The organism is Gymnodinialimonas ulvae (genome assembly GCF_037543845.1).
GTDB lineage: Bacteria > Pseudomonadota > Alphaproteobacteria > Rhodobacterales > Rhodobacteraceae > Gymnodinialimonas > Gymnodinialimonas ulvae.
This window is the reverse complement of the sequence record NZ_JBBIFX010000004.1, coordinates 1-21,657: the sequence shown is the minus strand read 5'-3', so window position 1 is coordinate 21,657 and position 21,657 is coordinate 1. Positions and strand designations below refer to the sequence as shown.

General features: G+C 59.9%; 20 protein-coding genes and 1 tRNA gene. 7 read left to right on the top strand and 14 right to left on the bottom strand.

The features are described 5' to 3' along the window. Positions 1 to 23 precede the first annotated feature (23 nt). The 3 genes from tmk to V8J83_RS17155 form a co-directional block, all read right to left on the bottom strand. Positions 24 to 653 (bottom strand): dTMP kinase, encoded by a 630-nt coding sequence (gene tmk / locus V8J83_RS17165; RefSeq protein WP_339988029.1) that lies wholly within the window; start codon positions 651 to 653, stop codon positions 24 to 26. Positions 654 to 734: 81 nt separating this feature from the next. Further along, on the bottom strand, positions 735 to 1,952 hold the full coding sequence (locus V8J83_RS17160; RefSeq protein WP_339987716.1) for a D-alanyl-D-alanine carboxypeptidase family protein: 1,218 nt from the start codon (positions 1,950 to 1,952) through the stop codon (positions 735 to 737). Positions 1,953 to 1,958: 6 nt separating this feature from the next. After that, positions 1,959 to 2,897, bottom strand: coding sequence for an SPOR domain-containing protein (locus V8J83_RS17155; protein WP_339987715.1), 939 nt, complete (start codon positions 2,895 to 2,897; stop codon positions 1,959 to 1,961). A 218-nt stretch (positions 2,898 to 3,115) separates the two neighbouring features. On the opposite strand from V8J83_RS17155, the gene V8J83_RS17150 reads away from it, so the two are divergent. Next, positions 3,116 to 3,205, top strand: a tRNA-Ser gene (locus V8J83_RS17150). 365 nt (positions 3,206 to 3,570) lie between these two features. Here V8J83_RS17150 and V8J83_RS17145 read toward each other — a convergent pair. The 5 genes from V8J83_RS17145 to V8J83_RS17125 all read right to left on the bottom strand — a co-directional run bounded on the left by V8J83_RS17145 (position 3,571) and on the right by V8J83_RS17125 (position 7,247). Continuing rightward, positions 3,571 to 5,241, bottom strand: a complete 1,671-nt coding sequence (locus V8J83_RS17145) for a recombinase family protein (protein WP_339987714.1) — start codon at positions 5,239 to 5,241, stop codon at positions 3,571 to 3,573. Then, a complete protein-coding gene (locus tag V8J83_RS17140; RefSeq protein ID WP_339987713.1) occupies positions 5,238 to 5,639 on the bottom strand; it encodes a DUF2924 domain-containing protein in 402 nt (133 codons plus the stop codon). Before V8J83_RS17140 ends, V8J83_RS17145 begins: the two co-directional genes overlap by 4 nt. Next, a complete protein-coding gene (locus V8J83_RS17135) occupies positions 5,636 to 5,872 on the bottom strand; it encodes a DUF3489 domain-containing protein (RefSeq protein WP_339987712.1) in 237 nt (78 codons plus the stop codon). Before V8J83_RS17135 ends, V8J83_RS17140 begins: the two co-directional genes overlap by 4 nt. Positions 5,873 to 6,057: 185 nt before the next feature. Beyond that, positions 6,058 to 6,771, bottom strand: coding sequence for an ImmA/IrrE family metallo-endopeptidase (locus V8J83_RS17130; RefSeq protein ID WP_339987711.1), 714 nt, complete (start codon positions 6,769 to 6,771; stop codon positions 6,058 to 6,060). 146 nt (positions 6,772 to 6,917) lie between these two features. After that, positions 6,918 to 7,247, bottom strand: coding sequence for a helix-turn-helix domain-containing protein (locus tag V8J83_RS17125; RefSeq protein WP_339987710.1), 330 nt, complete (start codon positions 7,245 to 7,247; stop codon positions 6,918 to 6,920). A gap of 130 nt (positions 7,248 to 7,377) precedes the next feature. Between V8J83_RS17125 and V8J83_RS17120 the strand changes: the two genes are divergently transcribed. After that, positions 7,378 to 8,685, top strand: coding sequence for a site-specific DNA-methyltransferase (locus V8J83_RS17120; RefSeq protein ID WP_339987709.1), 1,308 nt, complete (start codon positions 7,378 to 7,380; stop codon positions 8,683 to 8,685). Beyond that, positions 8,682 to 9,395, top strand: a complete 714-nt coding sequence (locus V8J83_RS17115; protein ID WP_339987708.1) for a DUF5681 domain-containing protein — start codon at positions 8,682 to 8,684, stop codon at positions 9,393 to 9,395. The genes V8J83_RS17120 and V8J83_RS17115 overlap by 4 nt, the downstream gene beginning before the upstream one ends. A 363-nt stretch (positions 9,396 to 9,758) precedes the next feature. Here the strand turns inward: V8J83_RS17115 and V8J83_RS17110 are convergent, their stop codons facing one another. Continuing rightward, on the bottom strand, positions 9,759 to 10,841 hold the full coding sequence (locus V8J83_RS17110; protein WP_339987707.1) for a tartrate dehydrogenase: 1,083 nt from the start codon (positions 10,839 to 10,841) through the stop codon (positions 9,759 to 9,761). A gap of 106 nt (positions 10,842 to 10,947) precedes the next feature. On the opposite strand from V8J83_RS17110, the gene V8J83_RS17105 reads away from it, so the two are divergent. From V8J83_RS17105 to V8J83_RS17095, 3 genes are all read left to right on the top strand, one after another. Beyond that, on the top strand, positions 10,948 to 11,862 hold the full coding sequence (locus V8J83_RS17105) for a LysR family transcriptional regulator (protein ID WP_339987706.1): 915 nt from the start codon (positions 10,948 to 10,950) through the stop codon (positions 11,860 to 11,862). 177 nt (positions 11,863 to 12,039) lie between these two features. Beyond that, a complete protein-coding gene (locus tag V8J83_RS17100) occupies positions 12,040 to 13,035 on the top strand; it encodes a TAXI family TRAP transporter solute-binding subunit (protein WP_339987705.1) in 996 nt (331 codons plus the stop codon). A gap of 139 nt (positions 13,036 to 13,174) precedes the next feature. Further along, the gene (locus V8J83_RS17095) at positions 13,175 to 15,724 is read left to right on the top strand and encodes a TRAP transporter permease (RefSeq protein ID WP_339987704.1); all 2,550 of its coding nucleotides are present in this window, start codon (positions 13,175 to 13,177) and stop codon (positions 15,722 to 15,724) included. Positions 15,725 to 15,750: 26 nt separating this feature from the next. Here V8J83_RS17095 and V8J83_RS17090 read toward each other — a convergent pair whose 3' ends face one another. The 5 genes from V8J83_RS17090 to V8J83_RS17070 all read right to left on the bottom strand — a co-directional run bounded on the left by V8J83_RS17090 (position 15,751) and on the right by V8J83_RS17070 (position 19,876). Further along, on the bottom strand, positions 15,751 to 16,869 hold the full coding sequence (locus V8J83_RS17090) for an aldo/keto reductase (RefSeq protein ID WP_339987703.1): 1,119 nt from the start codon (positions 16,867 to 16,869) through the stop codon (positions 15,751 to 15,753). Positions 16,870 to 17,131: 262 nt separating this feature from the next. Continuing rightward, positions 17,132 to 17,680, bottom strand: coding sequence for an amino acid synthesis family protein (locus V8J83_RS17085; protein WP_339987702.1), 549 nt, complete (start codon positions 17,678 to 17,680; stop codon positions 17,132 to 17,134). Continuing rightward, positions 17,677 to 18,858 carry an MFS transporter gene (locus tag V8J83_RS17080; RefSeq protein ID WP_339987701.1) on the bottom strand — a complete coding sequence of 394 codons (1,182 nt, stop codon included), beginning with the start codon at positions 18,856 to 18,858 and terminating at the stop codon, positions 17,677 to 17,679. The genes V8J83_RS17085 and V8J83_RS17080 overlap by 4 nt, the downstream gene beginning before the upstream one ends. Further along, positions 18,858 to 19,358, bottom strand: coding sequence for a GNAT family N-acetyltransferase (locus tag V8J83_RS17075; RefSeq protein ID WP_339987700.1), 501 nt, complete (start codon positions 19,356 to 19,358; stop codon positions 18,858 to 18,860). Before V8J83_RS17075 ends, V8J83_RS17080 begins: the two co-directional genes overlap by 1 nt. A gap of 53 nt (positions 19,359 to 19,411) precedes the next feature. Continuing rightward, complete coding sequence (locus V8J83_RS17070; protein WP_439649799.1) at positions 19,412 to 19,876, bottom strand: ester cyclase; 465 nt, start codon at positions 19,874 to 19,876, stop codon at positions 19,412 to 19,414. Between the two features lie 134 nt (positions 19,877 to 20,010). Between V8J83_RS17070 and V8J83_RS17065 the strand changes: the two genes are divergently transcribed. Then, entirely contained in the window at positions 20,011 to 20,817 is an 807-nt protein-coding gene (locus tag V8J83_RS17065) for a LuxR C-terminal-related transcriptional regulator (protein ID WP_339987699.1), read from the top strand. Positions 20,818 to 21,657 lie beyond the last annotated feature (840 nt).

Sequence of the window (21,657 nt, the reverse complement as noted above, 5' to 3'; positions counted from 1 at the left end):
CGCCGGGGGCAGGCGAAAATGGTCTAGGGCAGACGCTTGGCGACGGCTTGCGTGATGCGCGCGGCGATGGTGTCGGGATCAGAGGTCGCGTCGATCAACACACACCGGTCGGGATGGTCGTCAATCAGGGCCAGAAACCCCGCGCGCAGCTTTTGTTGGAACGGCAGGCCGAATTCCTCGAACCGATCCTCGCCGCTTTGGCGCGCAAGGCCACGGTCAAGCGCCACTTCGGGGTCCATATCAAGCACCAACGTCAAGTCGGGTTCGACCGCGATGGCATCGGCGTGGATGCGATCCACCAGCGCGCGCAAATCGCCACGCGTGGCGCCTTGATAAACGCGCGTGCTGTCGGCGAAACGATCGGTGACGACATCGCGCCCGGCCTCCAGGGCGGGGCGGATCGTGCGTTCCAGATGATCGCGGCGCGCGGCAGTGAATAGCAGGATTTCGGTCTCGGGGCTCCAGCGTTCGGGCGCGCCCTCGACCAGCAGTCTGCGGATTTCCTCGGCCCCCGGCGCGCCGCCCGGCTCGCGGGTCAGGACCGGATCGCGGTCCTGCGCACGCAGCCAATCGGCGAGCCTGCGGGCCTGCGTGGACTTGCCGGAGCCGTCGATGCCCTCGAAACTGATGAATAGGCCCTTGGGGTCAGGCATCGCGTCGGATTGTCCTTGCTCGGCAATGGTGAGCGCAAGGGATGGCACGCCGCGCAGAACAGGGCAAGACGCGGCGCGGGGTCAGTCGGCGGCGGCTTCGATGAGGGGGGCTTCGTCGGTGCCGCCAAGGCCCACCATGCCCAGAACATCGGCCCAAGCGGCCCCAAGGCGCACCATCGGCCCGCCGCGCGGCACGTCGGCCATGGCCACAAGCGGCACGCGGGCCTCGACCCCCAGAACGCCTTGCACGATGTGCAATTCGCCCACCACGGCGCCTTCGGTGACGGGGGCGGGCAGCGGGCTGGTATAGGTGACGCTGGCCGAAATTTCGGGGTCAAGCAGCGCGGGGACGAGCATTTCCAAGCCTTCGGCGGGGGCAAGGCCGACGCTGGTGTCGGCCCCCATGAAGACGGGCGCGCGAGCCAGCTCAACGCCCGGTTCCACCAGATCGCGCATCACGAATTGGCGGAAGGCCCAGGTCACGAGGCGCTCGGATTCGGTGGCGCGTGCCTCGGCCGAGGGCAGGCCGGTGATCACAAAGGTGACGCGCCGGTCGCCTTGCATCGCGGAGCCGACAAGGCCAAAGCCTGCCTCTTGGGTGTGGCCGGTTTTCAGGCCGTCGGCGCCGATGCCCAACCCCAAAAGCGGGTTGCGATTGAAGCGGTTGGCGGGCGAGCGGTTTTCGTAATCGAACTCGGTTTCGACAAAATAGCCGTAATATTCCGGGAATTCCTCGATCAGGCGGACGGCGAGGATGCCAAGGTCGCGCATCGACATCCGGTGGCCATCGGCGGGCCAGCCGGAGGCATTGCGGAAGGTGGAATTCATCATGCCCAACTGCCGTGCGCGCTGCGTCATCAATTCGGCGAAGCCGTCTTCGGTGCCATCGGGGCTGAGCGCTTCGCCAAGCACGACGGAGGCATCGTTGCCCGACACGATGACAACGCCACGGATCAGCTCTTCGATGGTGGGGCGGTCTTGGGTGTTGAGGAACATCGTGGAGCCGCCGAAGCTCATGGCGTGTTCGGAGACGGGGACACGGGTTTCCAACGTCAGCCGGCCATCGCGCAGGGCCTCAAACGTCATCAAAAGCGTCATCAGCTTCGACATGGAGGCCGGCGGCAGGGCGGTGTCGGCATCGAGCTCCATCAACACCTGAGCGGAGGAATGGTCATAGACCCACGCGGCGCGCGCCTGTGTGTCATAGCCTTGCGCCATGGCGTGGGTCAGGGCGGTGAGCAAAAACAAAACCGCCGCGAGGAGGGTCGCGGCGGGTCTGATCAGAAATGCGCTGTGCATGGTGTCCTATCGACTTACGAAATAAGCATCGTCAAAGCCGAGATCCCGGACACTTGCAAGGATCGCATCGCGGTTGGCTTCGCTTTGAGCGGGGCCAACGACAACGCGCCAGAACTGGCCACCGTTGCTCGACTGGTCATAGATTGTGGGCTCTAGCCCCGCATTGCGCAAGGCCTGCCCGGTGTTGGTGGCGTTTTCTTGCACAGAGAAGATGCCGATCTGGACATAGGCGCGCTCAAGATCGCCAGTGGGCGCGGGGGTGCGCGCGGCCACGGGAGCAGCCTCGGGGGCGGGATCGGCCTCCGGTGTGGGCGCGGCGGCGTCGATGGCAGCGGCGGCTGTGGTGGCAATGTCGCTTGCGCCATCCAGCGGGGTTGCGGTGATTGCAGCGGCGGCTGCGGAGGCCGCGACCTGCTCGTCGGAGAGGAGTGCTTCGTCTGCCGCAGAGCCCGGCGCACTTGCGTCCGGTGCGGCATCGGCCGTTTCAGCAACTTCTTCACGGCGCAGCGCCGTGACGTTGAGCACGGTCGGGTCGCCGGCCAGAACCCCGAGGGCTGCGGCGGCGTCAGACGAGATCTGCAGATCAGGCCCGGGATTGTCACGTTCGCGACGGAACAGGGCACCGATCACGAAACGGCCATTCTCATCGTTGCGGATGATCACGCGTTCGGGGTCACCAACATCGGGATGCGCGACCCAAACCCCCCCGAGAGAGGGGCGTCCATCCCACAGACCTTCTGCGGTTTCCTCAAATATTTCAGGCGCTTCAACGTCGCGTTCCACCAGGCGGGTGGCGCCGATCGGAGCCGGTCCATCGGCCTCGGCATTGCGGGAATTGAAGAATTCGCCGTCCTCGCCCATGCAGGCGGACAGGGCCATTAGCGGCACAAGCGCAAGCGCGAGACGGACGCGGGGCGTGGGGCGATTTTGTGTCATACTGCTCATCTCTGCTCTGGTCCCACGCGAGATCTGCGCGGTGTTTTTGTGGTTTTTCCGTTGTGTCCGGTCGTTGCCGGCCCGCGTCCCGATTTTTCGAAACGCACCTGTATGGACGCACGATAGCGCAGTGATTCGCGTCTGAAAAGGTGGCTTGTGAATTCCGCTGTTGCGGTGCGGGTTTCAGAATCACAGATGTCACAGTATCGCCATGGCACAGACCCGCCGGAGGAGTGGCAGAGTGGTCGAATGCACCGGTCTTGAAAACCGGCGTGCGTGAAAGCGTACCGTGGGTTCGAATCCCACCTCCTCCGCCACTGACCCCGGTCTCATTTCCCCAGTTCCTATTTGCGTTAGATTGCTCCGCAATTTCCGTGGGTTGCTGGGGTGATCCTGAGCCGTAGACGCACCGTGGCCTGCCATCCCCGCCGATATTGCTAAGCGTCTCAGTGGCCGTAAAACGCCGGTGCGCTTTTGTGGGCTGTTTCGAATAACAGGGAATTTTCAGGGAAGTTCGATCGTTTTCGGGAGAATCCGTAGGTTTTCATCCAGAATAGCCCCGCAAATTCAGTTGTTTGCGCACCAATTCCCTACGCACAATAACAGGGAATTCTCCCCGCGATAACAGGAGCGGAACAGGGGCGATGCAGGGAAAGAAATTCTAATAAACAGGGAAGCCAGCTCAGCCGGCGATGCCAAAGCGGCGATGCTGTTCGGCCCAGTCGAGGGGCGGCGGGCGGCGCACAAGAGACTCGAGTGTCATGTCGATGGGTTGGCTGCCAGCGATGATCGCACTCTGGATGCGAGGCGACAATCCGGTGAGCGGCACCAGCTTCGCAACGTATCGTGCGGAAACTTTTGCCTCTTCCGCGATCTGCACCATTGGTGTGCCGGTCTTGAGTTGATCGGCCCAGAGATGCGCATGACGCAGGGCGCGGACGAGAGTGTTATCGGGTGCGGGCTGGCGCGCACCGGCGATAATCCGGGTCTCAATGCCACGGCGTTTGGCGGTGAATGCTGATGTCAATCGAGACAGGCTGGGTGTCAGATCTGCTGGGGATAGGGCCGCATGGCTTGCAATCGCTGATAGATCCAGGTCGATCGTGATCTGTCCGGCCTGCAGGTTTGCGCTGGTGATTAAGGCTGCTGTTGCTCCTGCACCATCCGCTTTGATGCTTTGGGCAAGCGCCTCAATCGCCTTCGAAGCTTTTGTTGACGTCGCAGCATCTGCCACGGTGAGAACGTCATGGCGCTGCGTGTGATCCAATAAGTGGCCGGCGACTAGGCTGGTAATCTCATCCTCAAGACCTTTGGCAGGCAAGCGCCAGCCCGTCGGATCGACGCCGCCGGAGATCAACCGGTTGGAGACGTAATACCGTCGGACCTTCCCGCCGCGCCGCGTGTGGCTTGGGGTTAGCAGATCGCCGGTCTCATCGCGGACTTTGCCTTTGAGGGGGGCGACACTCTCCGGCACCACACCAGCTTCGGCACCCCGGCGTTTGGCACTGGCTTCCTGCAACAGGTGCTGCACGTCATCCCAGATGGCTTGATCAAGGATCGCGGCATGCAGGCCGGGGTAGACCGCGTCTTTGTGCCGGATCTTCCCAATGTAAACTGGATTGGTAAGCAGTTTATGGATCTGGCCGCGGCTGAACCTAGTGCCGCCTTGAACGCGGCCCGATCGGAAATGATGCCGTTTTGATCTCAGACCCTCTGCCTCGGCTGCTGCTGCGACAGCGTTGAGGCATCGGTGTTCGCGATAGAGCTTGAAGATGTGCCGGACAGTGTTGGCCTCGGCTTCATTGACGACGAGCTCGCGGCGGGTTGGATCGGGGTGAGAAGCATATCCAATGGGCGCCACGCCTCCCATCCAGAGGCCCTTCTTCTTTGAAGCGGCGATCTTGTCGCGGATCCTCTCGGCAGTGACCTCGCGTTCGAATTGCGCAAAGGAAAGGAGAACGTTGAGCGTCAGGCGACCCATCGACGAGGATGTATTAAAGGCCTGCGTGACGGAGACGAAGGAACACTTTGCTGCCTCCAGGCGCTCGACCAGTTTGGCGAAGTCGGCCAAAGACCGTGTGAGGCGATCGATCTTGTAGACGACGATCATGTCGATGCGTCCGGCGCCGATGTCCGTCATGAGCCGCTGAAGGGCCGGGCGTTCCAGCGTGCCACCGGACAGCCCGCCATCATCGTAGCGCGCGGGGAGCAACCTCCATCCCTCATGGCGCTGGCTGGCGACGTAGGCAGCGCAGGCCTCGTGCTGCACATCGAGCGAGTTGAAGTCCTGATCCAACCCTTCCTCGGAGGATTTGCGGGTGTAAATAGCGCAGCGGATACGTGGCTGTGTCATCGCTTGGTCCTAGTGAGCCCAAAGAAGCGGGGTCCTGACCAATGGGCGCCGGTGATGTGTCGGGCGATGGCGGAAAGCGAGCGATAGGATTGCCCCTGCCATAGAAACCCGTCGCCGGTCACATCAACCACATGTGTGATGCCGTTCCATTCTCGCAACAGGCGACCGCCCGGTTGGAGCGCGTTATGTGCGACAGGTGCGCGCTGGTCCGGCGGTTGTGCGAGCGCTCGTTTGACTGAAGCTGATAATCCGCCGCTTGCTTTGGTCTGTAACTCCGTTGCGAGGAACCGACGCATGAGGGATTTGCTGAGGCCTTTTGGAACTGGCGTTGCGAATACGCGCCCCCATGCTTCGATCAAGGCCGAACGCTCTGCGGTCTCGAGATCGGTGAGCCTCAAGATGCCGCCTCCGACGTTGCGGTGATCCGATAGACCGAGTTGCGTTTGCCATCGAGGTTGGAGCGTTCGATTGTGAGGCCGGTTTTGCGCAATCCGCTCAACGCCGCGCGGGCTGAGTGCGGCTGCCATCCGGTGGCTTTGCAGATGGCGTCGAGGCTTGCCCCTTTTTGGCGCCGCAGGAGGGCTTGCACCTTGGCGATCTTGGTTTGGGGTTGTTTGGGTTTACGGGCCATCGTTTGCTCCTTGAGTGCGGGGCGGCGGGGTGCCGTCCGTCGTACCGAGGAGCGCCCGGGTGGCCGGGCGTGTAGGCAGTCATGCGTGGATTGCGGGCACAGTCCAGTCAGGATTTTGCCGGTCTCAGGAATAGAGCCGACGTGCCTGCCGGATGAAGCCGCAAAAGGAGTGTATCCGGCGGGACTTATCGGAATGTTGGTACGCTCAGCTCTGGTCGATCCGGATCATCGTCGTCGTCCGGAATATCGGCCCAGAGGAGCGTCACGGCGTGCCCGTTGTTGCTCATTCGGGTCTGCTCGTAGAGATCCACGTCTGTGCGACTGGTCCAAGACAACGGATGAGCTTCTGCGAACTCTGTAAATCCCGGTTGGGCGTTTTGCACAGCGCGATAGGCGGCAGAGATGGGTGGAAGGCGATCGCCACGGCTTACGGTCACGTAGGGAAACCCACTTCCTTTCACCAAGTACCTGACCTCACCTTTAAAGGACCAAACGGCGGCCAGAACCTCGTCGCGACCTCCGATCATGCGCCTGACACAGACTTCCAAAGAGATGTCTAGGTGATCACGCATCCGCTGTGCATCGCGAAGATCGGGTTCGGGTGAGAGCAGGGGTGTCACCAGATAGGTTGGGGCCAACAACTCCGCGGCGAATTGATTGGCCTGACTTTCCTGACGAACATGCTGACGGCCGTCCCGTGTCTCCCGCATATCCTGCGCACGGCATGTGAATCCACCATCGCTCGTTAGCTCGTGCCGCTCCATGAGGAAGTGTCCCAACTCATGGGCCACGGTGAACCGAGCTCGTCGATAGCCTTTGGATGTATTGGCTAGGATCGCCCCGGTGCTGCGGACCTGATCCGTGAGAAGCATGCCTTCAAATCCATCGAAACGATCCATCCGAACGTCAGCGATGTCCAGGGCGGAAGCGATCTCCACAACAGGAACTGCTGCGTCTATCCGACCAAGCATTACGTGCAGCTTGCGCGCGAGCATAACGGGGTGGTGGACGTCGGCCAGGTCGATCCGATCAAGAGGGAGCGAGATCAGGTCGCCTCCGATGACTTGCGCTTCATCGCTTCGATCATCTGTTCGACAATCTCGCGATCTCGCACCGACAACTCGTCCAAGCCGCGGTGCACGCGCTCAATCTGAAGGTCGCCTGCGCCTGGTTCCTCCGCATCGCCGGTCAACACATCGATGCTGACGCCGTAGTGCGCGGCGAGTTTGCGGACGAGCTCAAAGGACGGGTTGCGGCTGCGCCCCTTCTCCAACTCCCAGACGTGGGCCTTTGACACGCCAACCTTGTCAGCCACGTCCTGCAAGGACTCGCCAGACTTCTGCCGTAGGCTGAATAGCCGCTCTTCTATGCTCATCGGTCCCTCCCCGTATGATGTGCCTGACGACGGTATAGGCGCATAGTTGACGCAATGCCAGCCGTAAGATACATCATACGATAGAGGCCGACGGAATGATTCCATCGAGCAGTTAGATAGGAGAGCCGCAATGGCCCCGCAGAAAATTGAGCAGATCGCGATTGGTGATCTTACGCCGTGGGCTCGCAATGCGCGGACCCATTCGAAGAAGCAGGTGCGCCAGATCGCTCAGAGCATCGAAACGTTTGGGTTCACCAACCCTGTGCTCATTGATGAGGCCCGGACGATTTTGGCCGGTCATGGCCGGGTTGAGGCGGCGAAGCAACTTGGGCTGGCGGATGTTCCGTGCCTGCGTCTTGATCACATGTCCGCGGATGAGAAACGCGCCTATGTGCTGGCGGACAACAAGCTGGCGCTGAATGCGGGTTGGGATGACGATCTGTTGGCGGCAGAACTTGGCGCGTTGATGTCGGCAGATCTCGATTTTGATCTGGATGTGACCGGCTTCTCAATCCCTGAGATCGACGGGCTTATGGAGGCGGTGGCGCCGAAAGAGGAGGGGGATCCGGAGGAGGATGGTGCTCCGAGCCAGGCACCGGCCCGGGTTCGGCTTGGCGATGTGTGGCAGTTGGGGCGTCACCGGTTGGCCTGTGGCGATGCGCTGGACCCGGAGGTGGTCGGCAGCCTTATGGCGGGTGAGCTGGCACGCATGGTGTTCTCGGATCCGCCCTACAACGTGCCGATCGACGGTCACGTGGGCAACTCCGGCAAGGTGCAGCACCGGGAGTTTGCCATGGCCTCGGGTGAAATGAGCTCAGCGCAGTTCACCGCGTTCCTGCTAACGGCCTTCGGCAATCTCGCCGATCACAGTATGGACGGCTCGATCCACTTCCTCTGCATGGACTGGCGCCACATGTCTGAAATGCTGGCAGCGGGCGGAGCAGTCTATGATGAGATGAAGAACCTGATTGTCTGGGCCAAGGACAACGGCGGCATGGGGACGTTCTATCGCTCGCGTCATGAATTGATCTTTGTGTTCAAGAAGGGCGAAGCGCCCCACATCAACACCTTCGAGTTGGGCCAGCATGGGCGGTACCGGACCAACGTCTGGCAATACCGCGGAGTGAACACGATGCGGGCGGGTCGGATGGAGGAGCTGGAACTGCACCCGACCGTGAAGCCCGTGCAGATGATTGCGGATGCAATCCGGGATGTGTCGGGCCGAGGTGACATCGTGCTCGATCTGTTCGGGGGATCCGGATCGACGCTGATCGCGGCCGAGAAGACAGGGCGGCGCGGCTATCTGTGTGAACTGGATACGATCTACTGCGATCGGATCCTTGCTCGGTGGGAGGTCTATGCCAAGGACGAGGCCGAGCAGATTGTTTGTGGATGGGCGCCGCCGGTGACTGCATGTATGCTGGAGGCGGCGGAATGACAGGACGAAAGCTAACACTGCCGTCAAAGACAGACGGGTTAGACTATGACGTTGGATACGGCAAGCCGCCGAAAGACACACGGTTCAAGCCCGGCCAGTCGGGCAACCCGCGGGGGCGACCGAAGGGCGCAAAGAACAAGCGCCCGGGGCTGCACGAGGAGCGCCTGAAGGACATCATTCTGGATGAAGCTTACCGGACGGTGGCGATGCGCGAGGGCGATCACAATGTTCAGATCCCGGTGGCGCAGGCCGTGATGCGGGCGATCGCCGTGAACGCTGCCAAGGGCAACACCCGGTCGCAGCGGCTCTTCGCACAATTGCTGGCAGATACCGAAACGTCGCGGAAGTTGCTCCATGACGAATGGCTAGACACAGTTCTCGAGTATAAGGCCAATTGGGATGATGAGCTCCGTCGGCGCGAGCGCCTCGGCATCACCGATCTTGAAGCGCCGCTACCCCACCCCGACCACATTGTCCTTGATCCGCTCCGCGGAGAAGTGCGGATCGAGGGGCCCATCACAAAGGAGCAACATGCCACCTATGAGCGCATCCGGCAGCTGAGGGATGAGGCTCAGGACGAGGTGGATTACTTCCAGCAGATGCGTGACGAAGAATCTGACGAGACCCTTGCGTCTAGTCTAGACAATTTGATTGAGACGAACCGCGGGATTGTCGAAAGGGCCAGCGCGCTTTTGCCGAAAGAGGTGTAGCTGGGGGGAGGCGGGAGAGCGTGCGCTCAATGGGCCGGGCTGTGAGAGGGCAGGGCGGCCAATCGGCGCTGTGCCGTGGCTGCGGCGCGCGAAGAAATGCTGCAGGGGCTAAGAAACTGTCACTTAGGGCGGGAACCAGACCTTCGCTGCGGGTGCATCATGCATCTGTTAGAAGGAAAACGCGGACGTTGCAGCGGCGCTGTTTTTTACGAGAAAAGCGGTAGCAATTGCCGCCAGCGGCCCGTCGGGCTTCACCGTTGGTTTTGCAGGTCCGCTGCTATCGCTGATCCGGGCTAGGCACGCCATGTCACGCCAAGCGAAATGGAATGTCCCGTGGCCTTGCAGATGGGCTTGGTCGCTGGCCTAAGCTTGCAACACGTTGGAGCCGTGGATCGCCTGCATTACGGCCTCGGTTACCTGCTTGGTCGTGGCGGTGCCACCGATGTCAGGCGTTACGATGCCTTCCGCACACACACGCTGGACGGCGGACATTAAGCGTTCAGCTGCTTTCGCCTCACCCAAGTGTTCCAACATCTGCACGGCCGTCCAGAAGGTTGCCACGGGGTTCGCGATACCTTTGCCCGCAATATCGAACGCAGAGCCGTGGATTGGTTCGAACATGGAAGGGTAGCGCCCTTCCGGGTCAATGTTTCCGGTGGGAGCGACGCCAAGGCTTCCTGCCAGCGCGCCCGCAAGGTCCGATAGAATATCCGCATGCAGGTTCGTGGCCACGACCGTATCGATGCTTTTGGGGTTCAGGGTCATGCGAACTGTCATTGCGTCAACCAACATCTTGTCCCAAGTCACATCCGGAAATTCTTTTGCCACCTCGGCTGCGATCTCGTCCCACATAACCATGCCAAAGCGCTGCGCATTGGATTTCGTCACCACGGTCAATAGTTTGCGCGGGCGCGATTGCGCCAGCTTGAAAGCGTAGCGCATGATCCGCGTGACGCCCACACGCGTGAAGATCGCCACTTCCGTCGCGACTTCCTCGGGCAATCCTTTGTGGGCCCGTCCACCGTGGCCAGAATACTCACCCTCCGAGTTTTCACGCACAATAACCCAATCCAGATCGCCCACCTCCGCATTCCGGAGCGGAGAGGCGACCCCCGGCATGATCTTGGTGGGCCGCACGTTGGCGTATTGGTCAAAGCCTTGGCAGATTGGGAGGCGCAGGCCCCAAAGGGTGATGTGATCGGGGACATCCGCGGCCCCTACTGCCCCAAAATAAATGGCGTCGAACGACTTTAGCTGCTCCAGCCCGTCCTCAGGCATCATCACGCCGTGCTGCTTGTAATAATCTGAACCCCAATCGAACGTTGTGAAATCAAACGATACATCCCCCATCCGCTCAGCCAGCGCTGCAAGCACAGTCGTGCCCGCATCAATTACTTCCGGTCCAATGCCATCTGCGGGGATTGCTGCGATCTTATGGGTTCTCATGGTTCGATCCCTTGAATTGTCGTTGAAGCCTTATGGGCATCGACCCATCCTTCCTGCAACGCTCAAATTACTATATAGTATTTCGACATAGACACAGGAGAGTGAGATGGAGTTGCACCAGCTTAGGTGTCTGATCGCGGTGGCTGACACGCTCCATTTCGGACGCGCGGCGCAGCAGATGGATATGCTGCCCGCCTCTTTCGGGCGCCATATTAAGCTGTTGGAAGAAAGCCTCGGCAGTCGGCTGCTGGTGCGGACGACGCGCCATGTGTCCTTGACGGATACGGGGCGCGACTTTGTTGAGGGCGCGCGCGATGTGGTGGCTCGCGCCGAAGAGCTAGAGGAAAACTTCCGGGATGCCCTGCAATCTCAACGAAACATTCTGCGAATTGGTGCCATCGATAGTGCAGCCGCCGGATTGTTGCCGCAGCTGGTCCCACTGCTGAAAGACCAGCTGCCCGAGACCGAGATTGAAATCTTCGAACAGAAGACCCTCCGCCTTTTGCCCCGCGTCCTATCTGGGCGCCTTGATATTGCGATCGTGCGCCCGCCCGAGCTTCGCGACCAGCGCCTTATCTTCCAGCCAATGTTTCATGAAACAGCGGTCGTTGCGATCCCATCGGGTCATCCGTTGGCCGCACGCGACACGTTGAGCGTCCATGATATGGCAGACGAGCCGCTGATCATACCTGACCGCACCTCGCGCCCGCATAGCCATGACTTGACCATGAAGCTATTTCTTGAGGCCGGATTGAGCGCCAGAGTTGCTCAGATTGCGGAGGAAAAACAGACGATTGTCAGCCTCGTGAGCTCTGGCGTCGGATTTGCAATCGTCCCAAAATGGACCTCTCGATTTGCCATTGAAGGCGTGACCTTCGCGTCCCTGCAGATTCCACAAGAGCGCACGCTATCCGAATTGGCGCTCTCGCTGGTTTGGCTGAAAGATACCCGCAACGAGGCTCGCGATGTGTTTTTGGATATTTTGAATACCGAGGAAAGCCGCCTTTTGAAGACGGCATAGCTTCGAACAGGTTCATTTGTTGCAATTGATTATATAAACACGATCGCCCAAGATTGGCGCGTTGATGCTTGAGCGAAACCGAAATCTGTCTGTAGCTTCTATCTCGGCGCTGCCTGACGAAGGGCGAACTGCTTGTCGTACGAACGCATACGCGCAACGCTTCTGGGAGGAAGACAAATGACTAAGATTGCCAAGATCGCGGCTGTCGCCGCGACCACTCTTGTATCCGCCAACATTGCACTGGCCGATGGCCATGTGGACCGCACGGGTTGGCCCGAAAGCTTTACCGTCGGCACCGGTTCGCAGGGCGGCACGTATTTTGGCTATGGCACCGGATGGGCCAACATCGTGTCGGAAGAGCTTGGGGTGTCCGGCGGCGCTGAAGTCACCGGCGGGCCGATGCAGAACATGGCACTGGTTCACACGGGCGAGCTTGCCTTCGGCATGACCACGATGGGCCCCGCCGCTGAATCGATCGCCGGCAACAACCCCATCGCCCCCGGCCTGCAAATGACCGGCGCTTGCGCAATGTTCCCGATGTACCAGACGCCATTCTCGGTCACTACCCTGGTGTCATCCGGCATCACCTCTGTTGCGGACATTCCCGCAGGCGCGCGCATCGGCTTTGGCCCTGCCGGATCTACCTCGGACACCTACTTTCCGCGCATGATGGAAGAACTGGGCGTCGAATTCGAGCGCCGCAACGGCGGTTGGAACGATCTGGGAGCGCAATTGCAGGACGGCTTACTGGACGTTATTGCATTTGCCGCCGGTGTCCCAGTTCCAGCGGTGAGCCAATTGGAAGTGCAGACTGAGATCAACATCATCGCGTTTACGGAAGAAGAGCAGGCGACGATCAGCAGCGCCTTCCCTGTTGCCAACTTTGACATCGCAGCAGACGCCTACACGACGATTGATGCCCCTGTGCGTTCGGTCTCCATGTGGAACTTTGCCATTGCAGGGTGTGATCTGCCCGAAACGTTCATCTATGGCCTTGTTGACGCGGTGATGTCCGACAATGAGCGGATGGTCACGGCGCACGGTGCAGCGCGGTCGACGTTGCCTGAGTTCTGGGATCGCAACCAAGTGATGATGTGGCACCCCGGTGCGGCCCGCTGGTTCACTGAAAATGCAGACGCAGAGATCGCGGCTGACATGATCTATGGTGGCTAAGCTCGCCACTGGTTCCTAGAGCAAGGAGCCAATCCACAAGACAGAAGCCTGCGCTAATTCCATTGGCGCAGGCGCTTTCGTCCTAAATTTCCCTGTTTACGTCAGCGACCATTCGACGCCCGACCGAAGGACCCCCCCAATGACCGACCGATCAGCCAAGCTCGGAGATCAAACCACGGGCCCCGTCATCGCCGAAGGCGTGGACGAAGAGCCGATCGAAACCAACCGCCGCCTGTTTGAGGGGAACAAGTTCCTCTTCGTGGCGCTTCTGTCAGTACTCTATGCCGGCTTCCACATGGCCGCGCTCAACGGCCTGTCCCTGTCCTCCATGACCGGGATTGACCTGCCGTTCCTGCCGCAATTCCCGATGGAGACCTGGAACTTCCGCGTCGTCCACATCGCAGGCGCACTGGCGCTTGGGTTCATGCTGTTCTCGGCCCATACGTTCCACGCAGACGCCAGCAACGACCGCTCCACCAAGGCCGTGTCGCTCATCGCCGCCCTCTTCGCCCTGCCCGCGCTCTATGCCGGTTTCACCGTCCTGGGCTTCATCGGCCAGATCAACGGCGGCGAGCTGCCCGTCATGGGCGGCCTGACCACCTGGGCGTCCTTCCCCGGCACCGACATCTACAACGCCGAGGTCTATTCCTTCGGCCTGCCCCTGCTGATCGCCACCGGCGGCGCCATCGTCCTCGGCTGGTTCGAGCGTCAGGGCCGCGGCTCCTTCGCCGCCTCCGACATCGTGCTGGCGCTCTGCGCCCTCGTCGTGGCGCTGTATCTGATCCCGATCTACTCCACCGCGGCGCGCAACTCTGTCGGCACCTCCTTCGTGCCCATCGGCGTGGCCTTCGCCGCCACCGCAGGCGCCGCAATGATCCTGGAGCTCACCCGCCGCGTCGCGGGCCTGGCGCTGGTGATCATCACCGGCGTTTTTCTGGCCTATACCTTCACGGCGCACCTGCTGCCGGGCCTTCTGGCGGTTCAAAACCCCTATGACTGGCAGCGCTTCTTCGGCTTTGTCTATACCGACGCAGGCATCCTCGGGCCAACCACGGCTGTGTCCTCGACCTACATCATCCTGTTCATCATCTTCGCGGCCTTCCTTCAGGCCTCCAAAGTCGGCGATTACTTCGTCAACTTCGCCTTCGCCGCCGCCGGGCGTGCGCGCGGTGGCCCCGCCAAGGTGGCGATCTTTGCCTCTGGCCTGATGGGCATGATCAACGGCACTTCTGCGGGCAACGTCGTGGCCACCGGGTCCCTGACAATCCCACTGATGAAGAAGGTCGGCTACCACAAGAAGACTGCCGGCGCCGTGGAAGCGGCCGCCTCCACCGGCGGTCAGATCATGCCGCCGATCATGGGTGCGGGCGCCTTCATCATGGCCGAGATCACCGGCATTCCCTATCAGGACATCGCCATCGCGGCGCTGATCCCCGCCGTGCTCTACTTCGCCTCCATCTACTTCATGGTGGATTTCGAGGCCGCCAAACTGGGCATGCGCGGCATGCGCGAGGATGAGCTGCCGAAGTTCAAGGAAATGGCCAAGAAGGTCTTCCTGTTCCTGCCCATCATCATCCTGATCTTCGCTTTGTTCATGGGCTATTCCGTGATCCGAGCAGGAACCCTGGCCACCATCGCCGCCGTCGTCGTGTCTTGGGCCACGCCCGAGCATTTCATCCAGCGCGGGGGCTGGTCGATCCAGCGGCTGTTCGTGCTGGCCATCACCGCGATGACCGTTGCGCTGTCATTGGTCTGGATCGCCTCACCGACGCCTGAGCCCGGCGCCGACCAAAGCGCCCTGATGACGTCGCTGGCGACCATCACCGGCCTGATCATCGTCGCCGCATTCGCCTATATCTCGATCACCGAGATGATGAAGCCCGACAGCACCATTGGCTTGGGGCTAAAGGGCATGCTGCGCGGATTGGAAATCGCCGGTGTCATGTCGATCCAGATCATCGCTGTCTGTGCCTGTGCCGGTATCATTGTTGGCGTAATCTCCCTAACGGGCGTCGGCGCGCGCTTCTCGGCCGTGCTGCTGGACCTGGCGGGCGTCAGCCAACTCCTGGCGCTCTTCTTCGCCATGTGCATCGCGATCCTTCTTGGCATGGGCATGCCCACCACGGCGGCCTACGCGGTGGCCGCATCCGTGGTGGCGCCGGGCCTGGTGTCGCTTGGCATTCCGCAACTGACGGCGCATTTCTTCGTCTTCTACTTCGCCGTCGTCTCCGCGATCACCCCGCCCGTGGCGCTCGCCTCCTATGCTGCGGCAGGCATCTCCGGCGCAAACCCGATGGAGACCTCGGTGGCGTCGTTCAAGATCGGCATCGCCGCCTTCATCGTACCCTTCATGTTTTTCTACAACGGCAACCTGCTGATGCAGGGCCCGGCGATTGAAGTGGCGGGCGAGATGGTCCACCAAGCGCCCGCCTGGTACAATATCGTCCGCGCGGGCATCACGGCAATCATCGGAATCTTCCTGCTGACCTCGGGCATCCAGGGCTGGTTCATGGGCGGACGCTCCGTCTGGTTCCTGCGCGTGGCACTCATCGCCGCCGCCCTCCTGCTCATCGCTGGCGGTTGGACCACGGACCTCATCGGAATCGGTATCGCGGCGGGGGTGTTCTTCATCCAGCGCGTAGTGAAACCCGCGCCCATGACCACTATCCCGGTGCGCGGCGCGGATTGAGGCGAAACAGACGCACCCGGGGGGCATCAGCAATACCGTTCCGGGCCGTTCCACTGGGTTTCGGAATAGCGATCACCATGGGCCCAACCTACTGGGAGAATGTCCTCGATCTCAGTCATCATGTCTTCACTCAGCGCAATCGACGCGCCAGCAGCGCATTCCGCCAAGTGATCGGCCGTCCGCGTTCCCGGGATGGGGATGACATGTTTCCCGCGCGCCAGACACCAGGCAAGCGATAGGGCCGTAACACTGACACCGTGGTCCCTCGCATAGGTCTTGAACCCCTCCAGCCTTGCCAGGTTGCGTTCGAAATTGGATCGCAAAAAACGCGGATTACCCTTCCGAAAGTCCTGATCTGAAAACTCCGCAGGGTTTGGCGTTCGGTCCACCAACATACCACGACCGAGCGGGGAATACGCGATGAATGCAACGCCTAATTCGCGACAGGCTTGCAAGAGCCCCAGGTCAGGCTGCCGGGTCCAGAGCGAATACTCGCTCTGCACGGCGTCCACGGGTCCGACCGCCACTGCACGCCTCAGACTCGCCGGCGCAATTTCCGAGAAGCCTATGCCGGCAATTTTCCCTTCAGCCTTGAGGTCAAGCAGCGTGCCCATGACGTCCTCGATCTCGATGCTTGGGTCGCGACGATGCACATAAAACAGATCGACATAATCGATGCCAAGCCGGCGAAGCGACCCCTCTAACTCAGTTCTCAAATACTCCGAGTCATTTCGAAATCCGCGGTTTCCATGGTCTCGATCTCTCCAAATGCCAGCTTTGGTCGCAACGGTGAAATTCGAGGAATTGCGTTTCAAGTACCGACCGATGATCTCTTCGGACAGGCGCAACCCATAGACATTTGCGGTGTCCAGCAGGTCAATCCCCAGACTTTGGGCCGCCGCCAAGGTATTATGCGCCTCCGTCTCATGCGTGGGTCCGTAGAAACCAGAAAAGCCCATGCAGCCCAACCCAATTGCACAGACTTGCTTCTTAGAGCGCAGCAGCTGTCGACGCTTCATGATGGTTTCTCGGACATTATCAGGCAATTTACTTGGGTTCTTCCGCTTTGGTTCGCTAAAACGAAAGGTAATACAGTCACTGCCAAATGGCGGCAACGCGTCCTGCGAGCCCGTGCGGGTCTGCACATGATCTTCGATACGCCGTCTGCCTCCTGCGCATTGCGGCCATCTGGACGGCTTAAAATGCCGCGGCATCGATCAAGGACTGCTGTGCGGGTCGCAACCGCGGCATTGCGACGGTGAGCTGGACGTCCGCTCTTGGCCGTTCGTGACGACGTCCTTACCGGTTTCTTGGTGCAATACCGCGCAGCGGAAAATGACCGCTCAGAGCCCAGACTCACCGATGCTGCATCTGGGTTTTAGGGCCGCTTTGAGAAACGTAGCGCGATCAAGTGGGGCTTCTTGGGCCTTTTCCAACGCGCGGATGCACACGCGTTCCGTCCGACAGTCCGATGCACAGTACGATTTCGTCTGCCCGGGGCGCGTCAGGCACCCAGAGCGTCATCGTATCGATGTGATCAAATGACCATGCCTCGTCCTTGTGGCCCAGAGGCAGATCAATCGATCCGCCCAATGCTGCAACCTTGTGGTTGGATGGCATCAGGGATTTGCCGCCCCCGATGGCAGCGCGCACCGGTTTGCCCAGTGCGGGATGCAAAAGCGCAGCTCCGTGTTCCATCGCGCCCGAAGAACCGACAAGTGCGGCTTTGCCGTAGCAGACAGCGGGGGCTCCCAGCATGTGCAAGAGCTCTTGTGTCAGCGCTTCGCCAAGCTGCGCACCGATATCAAAAAGGGGCGACAGGTCGTCTCGATGGACACCTGCGAAAGGATTTCTGACAACGGCCAAAGCCGCTACGCGGGTGATCGGATCGCTCGCCTGTCCCATTTCATCAGCAGTGATGATTTCCTTTGTAAAAACCGTTTTCCGAACACTCATCGTGACACTTTCCTTTCTTGCCCTGTCGCGGGAGCATCTTTGAAGAACTGGAACGCGATGCCCAACGGCACCACCGCCGCGAAGAGGATCATTGCCAGCCACAATGGGCCATGCGGATTGCTCGTTGCATCAAGGATCGCACCTGCTACCGGCGGCGTGATCCACATGAGCGCGTAGTAAACGGTAAAGAATATCCCCATGCCAAATGCTCTGACAAGGGGCCGCATCGCTTGACCTGCCATGGCCATGATGACCCCGGCAGGTGCCATTCCGATCAGTCCAAACAGAATGCTTGCGCCAACGCCAGCGCCTGGCATCCCGAGCAGCAAGAGCGCCGCGATAGCCCCTCCCATGCAGACGGCCAAGACTGTATTCCTCCGACCAAAGCGGTCCACGAATTGCCCGCAGGCCGCACCGGAAAGGATCATGATCCAACTACCGATACTAATGATGCCAGCGGCGGCAAGGGCGGTTTGGCCGTGGCTCTCAAGAACCTTTGGCGCGAAGGCAAGATAGGCAACATAGGCTGCGTTGAAGACACCCCAGGCCGTTGCCGCACAGAGCATCAAACGCCATTCTTGCCCTGTCAGTGGAATCCGCGCGCCGCCCGTGGCATCCGGCAGATCATGTGGCGGACGGTAGAGCAAGAAAACCCCAAGGGCCGCGATCAGGCAATAAGCCGAAGCCGCCTGAAACGGGACTTGCCAGGCGTACGTTTGCGCCAACCAAGCATGGCCAACTTGGCCCATGGCGATCCCTAACGGCCAGCTCATCACAAGGATGCTCATGGCCGTTGCGATCTCGCGGCCCTCGAACCAGTCAGCGATCATCTTGGTGAAGTAGATCATTGCAAACAAGCATCCGACACCTGCAACAACGCGACCCATACCCAATCCCCAGCCCCCTGCGGCAAGAGTCGAGATTACACCTCCGACTGCCATCGCGATCAGCCCAAAGCCGACCATGTTGCGATCAGATACGTAACGACCCCAAAGCCCCGCGGGCAGCGCTAGCAAGACACCAGGCGCCATGAAAAGCCCGATAAGCAGGCCAATGCCTGCGTAGTCCAGCTCGAAGGCCACAACCAGATTGTCTGCAACCGAAGCAAGTGTCTGGAATTGAAACCCCAATGCTGTGCGCGCCAGAAAGAGCAGAGCGAGAATGTGCCAACGGGTCATCACAGATGGTACTTCATGTAGATGAAATAGGGGTCGGCTTCGATTGGGTCAGCACATTCCGGGTATCGGTCGATTGCTTGAAAACCCAAGCGCTCAAATATCCCCATCGGGTCGCGATTGCTTTTGATCACGTTGACCAAAAGTGTTTCCAGCCCCATGCTGCGCGCGCCGTTGATCCATTCGCGCACAATCGCACTGCCCATTCCATGTCCCGCGGCCTCGGGCCGAACATACAGACGTTTCACTTCGGCTGCGTCCGGGCGCACACGGTGCAGCGTTCCGCACCCGACAAGACGGCCCGCGGCATCCTGTGCGAGGATTAACTGACCGTTTGGTGGCAAGACTTTGTGCAACTCGGGCCAGAACGACCCCATCAGTATCTGGTGCGTATAGCCGTGAACCATCCCAACCTCGCCCAGTTTGCGAACAATGACGCCATAGTACTCCAACAAAAGATCATCGAGCGCCGCACGCAGGTTGTGGTCTGATAGGTCTGACACGTGAAAGACGTGGTACGCGGCGGCAGACTGGGTTGACCGGCATGTTTCCAACATCAAGCCCAACCCAGTCCGCGCAGCGCGCGCACGTCGTTCCAGATTTTGGTCATGTGACTGATCTTGTCGCCGTCGAACTGCATCACATAGGCGTAATCTGAAACAACAGCTTTGCCCGTTGGCGCAACTGGCCCGCCTTCTCCAGTTTGCTTGCCGTGAAATTCGGCGGAAGCAACAACGGTACCGCGCGTCTCGTCCGACGCAAAAGCTGTCAGCTTGTAATGGCCATCCGGAATGGGCGTCAGAAGACCCTTCATCCACTCAGCGTATTCAGCAAGTGTCGCTGTGTCCGCCAGTGCGTCAGCCTGACAGGAAAAACGCGCCCCTTCGTGGCAGAAAGGCTTGCAGCCTTCCCACCCTTTGCCGGTTTCGCAAGCCTCAAAAAATGCCTTTGCGGTCTCAAATTGGGTCATCGTGATATCCTCCATGTTGATCTGCTGGTGGCAGTTTTGCCCGATGCCCATGGCGCCAGCTATCGTGCAGATGCTGTAAATTCGGCATCAGCAGTGCAGTATTCAAACTAAAGCATTTGGTGGATTGCTTGTTGCACGTGTTCTTACCAAACTCAGTACAAGGTGTTCTTTTCGGAGTGTTTTAGGTGTCTGGACAATCAGGTCTCAGCCAAAGGGAATTGCAGATCGCGCAGTCTTATGCGGGTGGAGAGACCTATCAGACAATCGCCGACAAGCTGTGTATTGCACCGTCCACGGTGCGGACGCATCTGGCGACGATCTACCGCAAACTTGAAGTCTCCTCGAAGCTGGAACTGGCGACCTATCTGAAAGGCGACGCCCCTGAGCCCCGCAGCCAGTCCGAAATGGCCGCGGTGGTCTCCGAGTTGGCGCTCAGCCTGGAAGAAGCCATAAGCCGCGAAAAAGCACTCAGCGAAGTCTTGCGAATTATCAGTGCATCCCAGGGTGATCTGGACACCGTGATGCCGTTGATCCTGAACTATGCGCTTGAGCTTTGCGATGCAGAGTTTGGCATCCTGTTTGAGTATCATCGGGATGGCAGGTTTCTGGCCAACCACGCTGCTGGAATTCCAAAACCATTTCAGGCGTGGCTGGATGATCAAGGTGTCTTCGCGGTCAGCTCTGAGACGGGTCTCGGCCGCATGAATAATCAGCGTGAAGTCATCAATATCATCGACGTCAAATCAGAGGCGATTTACCAAACGGACGACCCCTTGCGCTATGCCACAGCCGATCTTGGAGGGGCGCGGTCTTTTGTTGCAATCCCTATGCTTGCTGGTGACCGTTTGGTTGGTGCTTTCACGATCTACCGCCAGACCGTGCGCCCTTTTTCTGACGAAAGCACGCGACTTGCGCAGATGTTTGCGGCCCAAAGCGTGATCGCGTTGGAGAACGCACGCATGATCAAAGCAATACACGCGGCGCATGAGTGACCGAGGATCCCGACAAATTGCACGGGCGCGCGTTTCTCAAGGCAGGCTTTCTAGGTAACTGGCAGTGTGATGAAGCAGCCATTGGCGCAGCCGCAGCGAAAGCTTACTTCGTCCCGCAGACTGTGAGTTTGGCCACCGTTGAATTTTGCGCTAGCAGCGAATGTCGGCAATGCGGACTGCGACCGCAGCATCCGAGCTGGTCGGTGAATGTCTGCTAAGGGCCGGAACAGCATTCCCATCAAGCGTTGGGGTTATGTAGAACGTGAATGGTCTGAACCGAAGACGGAAAAACTCTTCACATGAGATGCGTCACCTTCATCGTCTTCATCCTTCTGGCAAGTCCGGCACTTGCGCAGGTGCAAGTCAGGGATGCGGATACCGTTGAAGTATCAGGAACTCCGGTTCGCCTGAACGAGGTAGACGCTCCCGAACTCGGCACACAGGCAGGACGCGATGCCCGGCGATGGATGGTGCACTATCTCTCATGACGCAATGTCGAATGCGATCTCAACGGGGAGCGTACCCATGATCGATGGGTAGGTGTTTGCTACGCACACGGCGAAGACATCGGTGCGGCTGTGATCGCGGCAGGACACGCGCTTGATTGTCGTCGCTTTCCAGGAGGTCGGTACGCCCATCTAGAAGCGCCTGCAGCCCGGTCACGCCTTCGACGGGCCAATTACTGCTGATCTGACGTGTGTCGCAGTTTGGTGCGCTTGGAGTAGCCCCCTGAAAGTGGTGCACCAACTGGGATAGATTGTCCCGCAAATTGGAGGATCAGCGATGGCTGGGAAACGAGAAAAGCCCGAAGAGATCGTATCGAAGCTTCGGCAGGTTGAA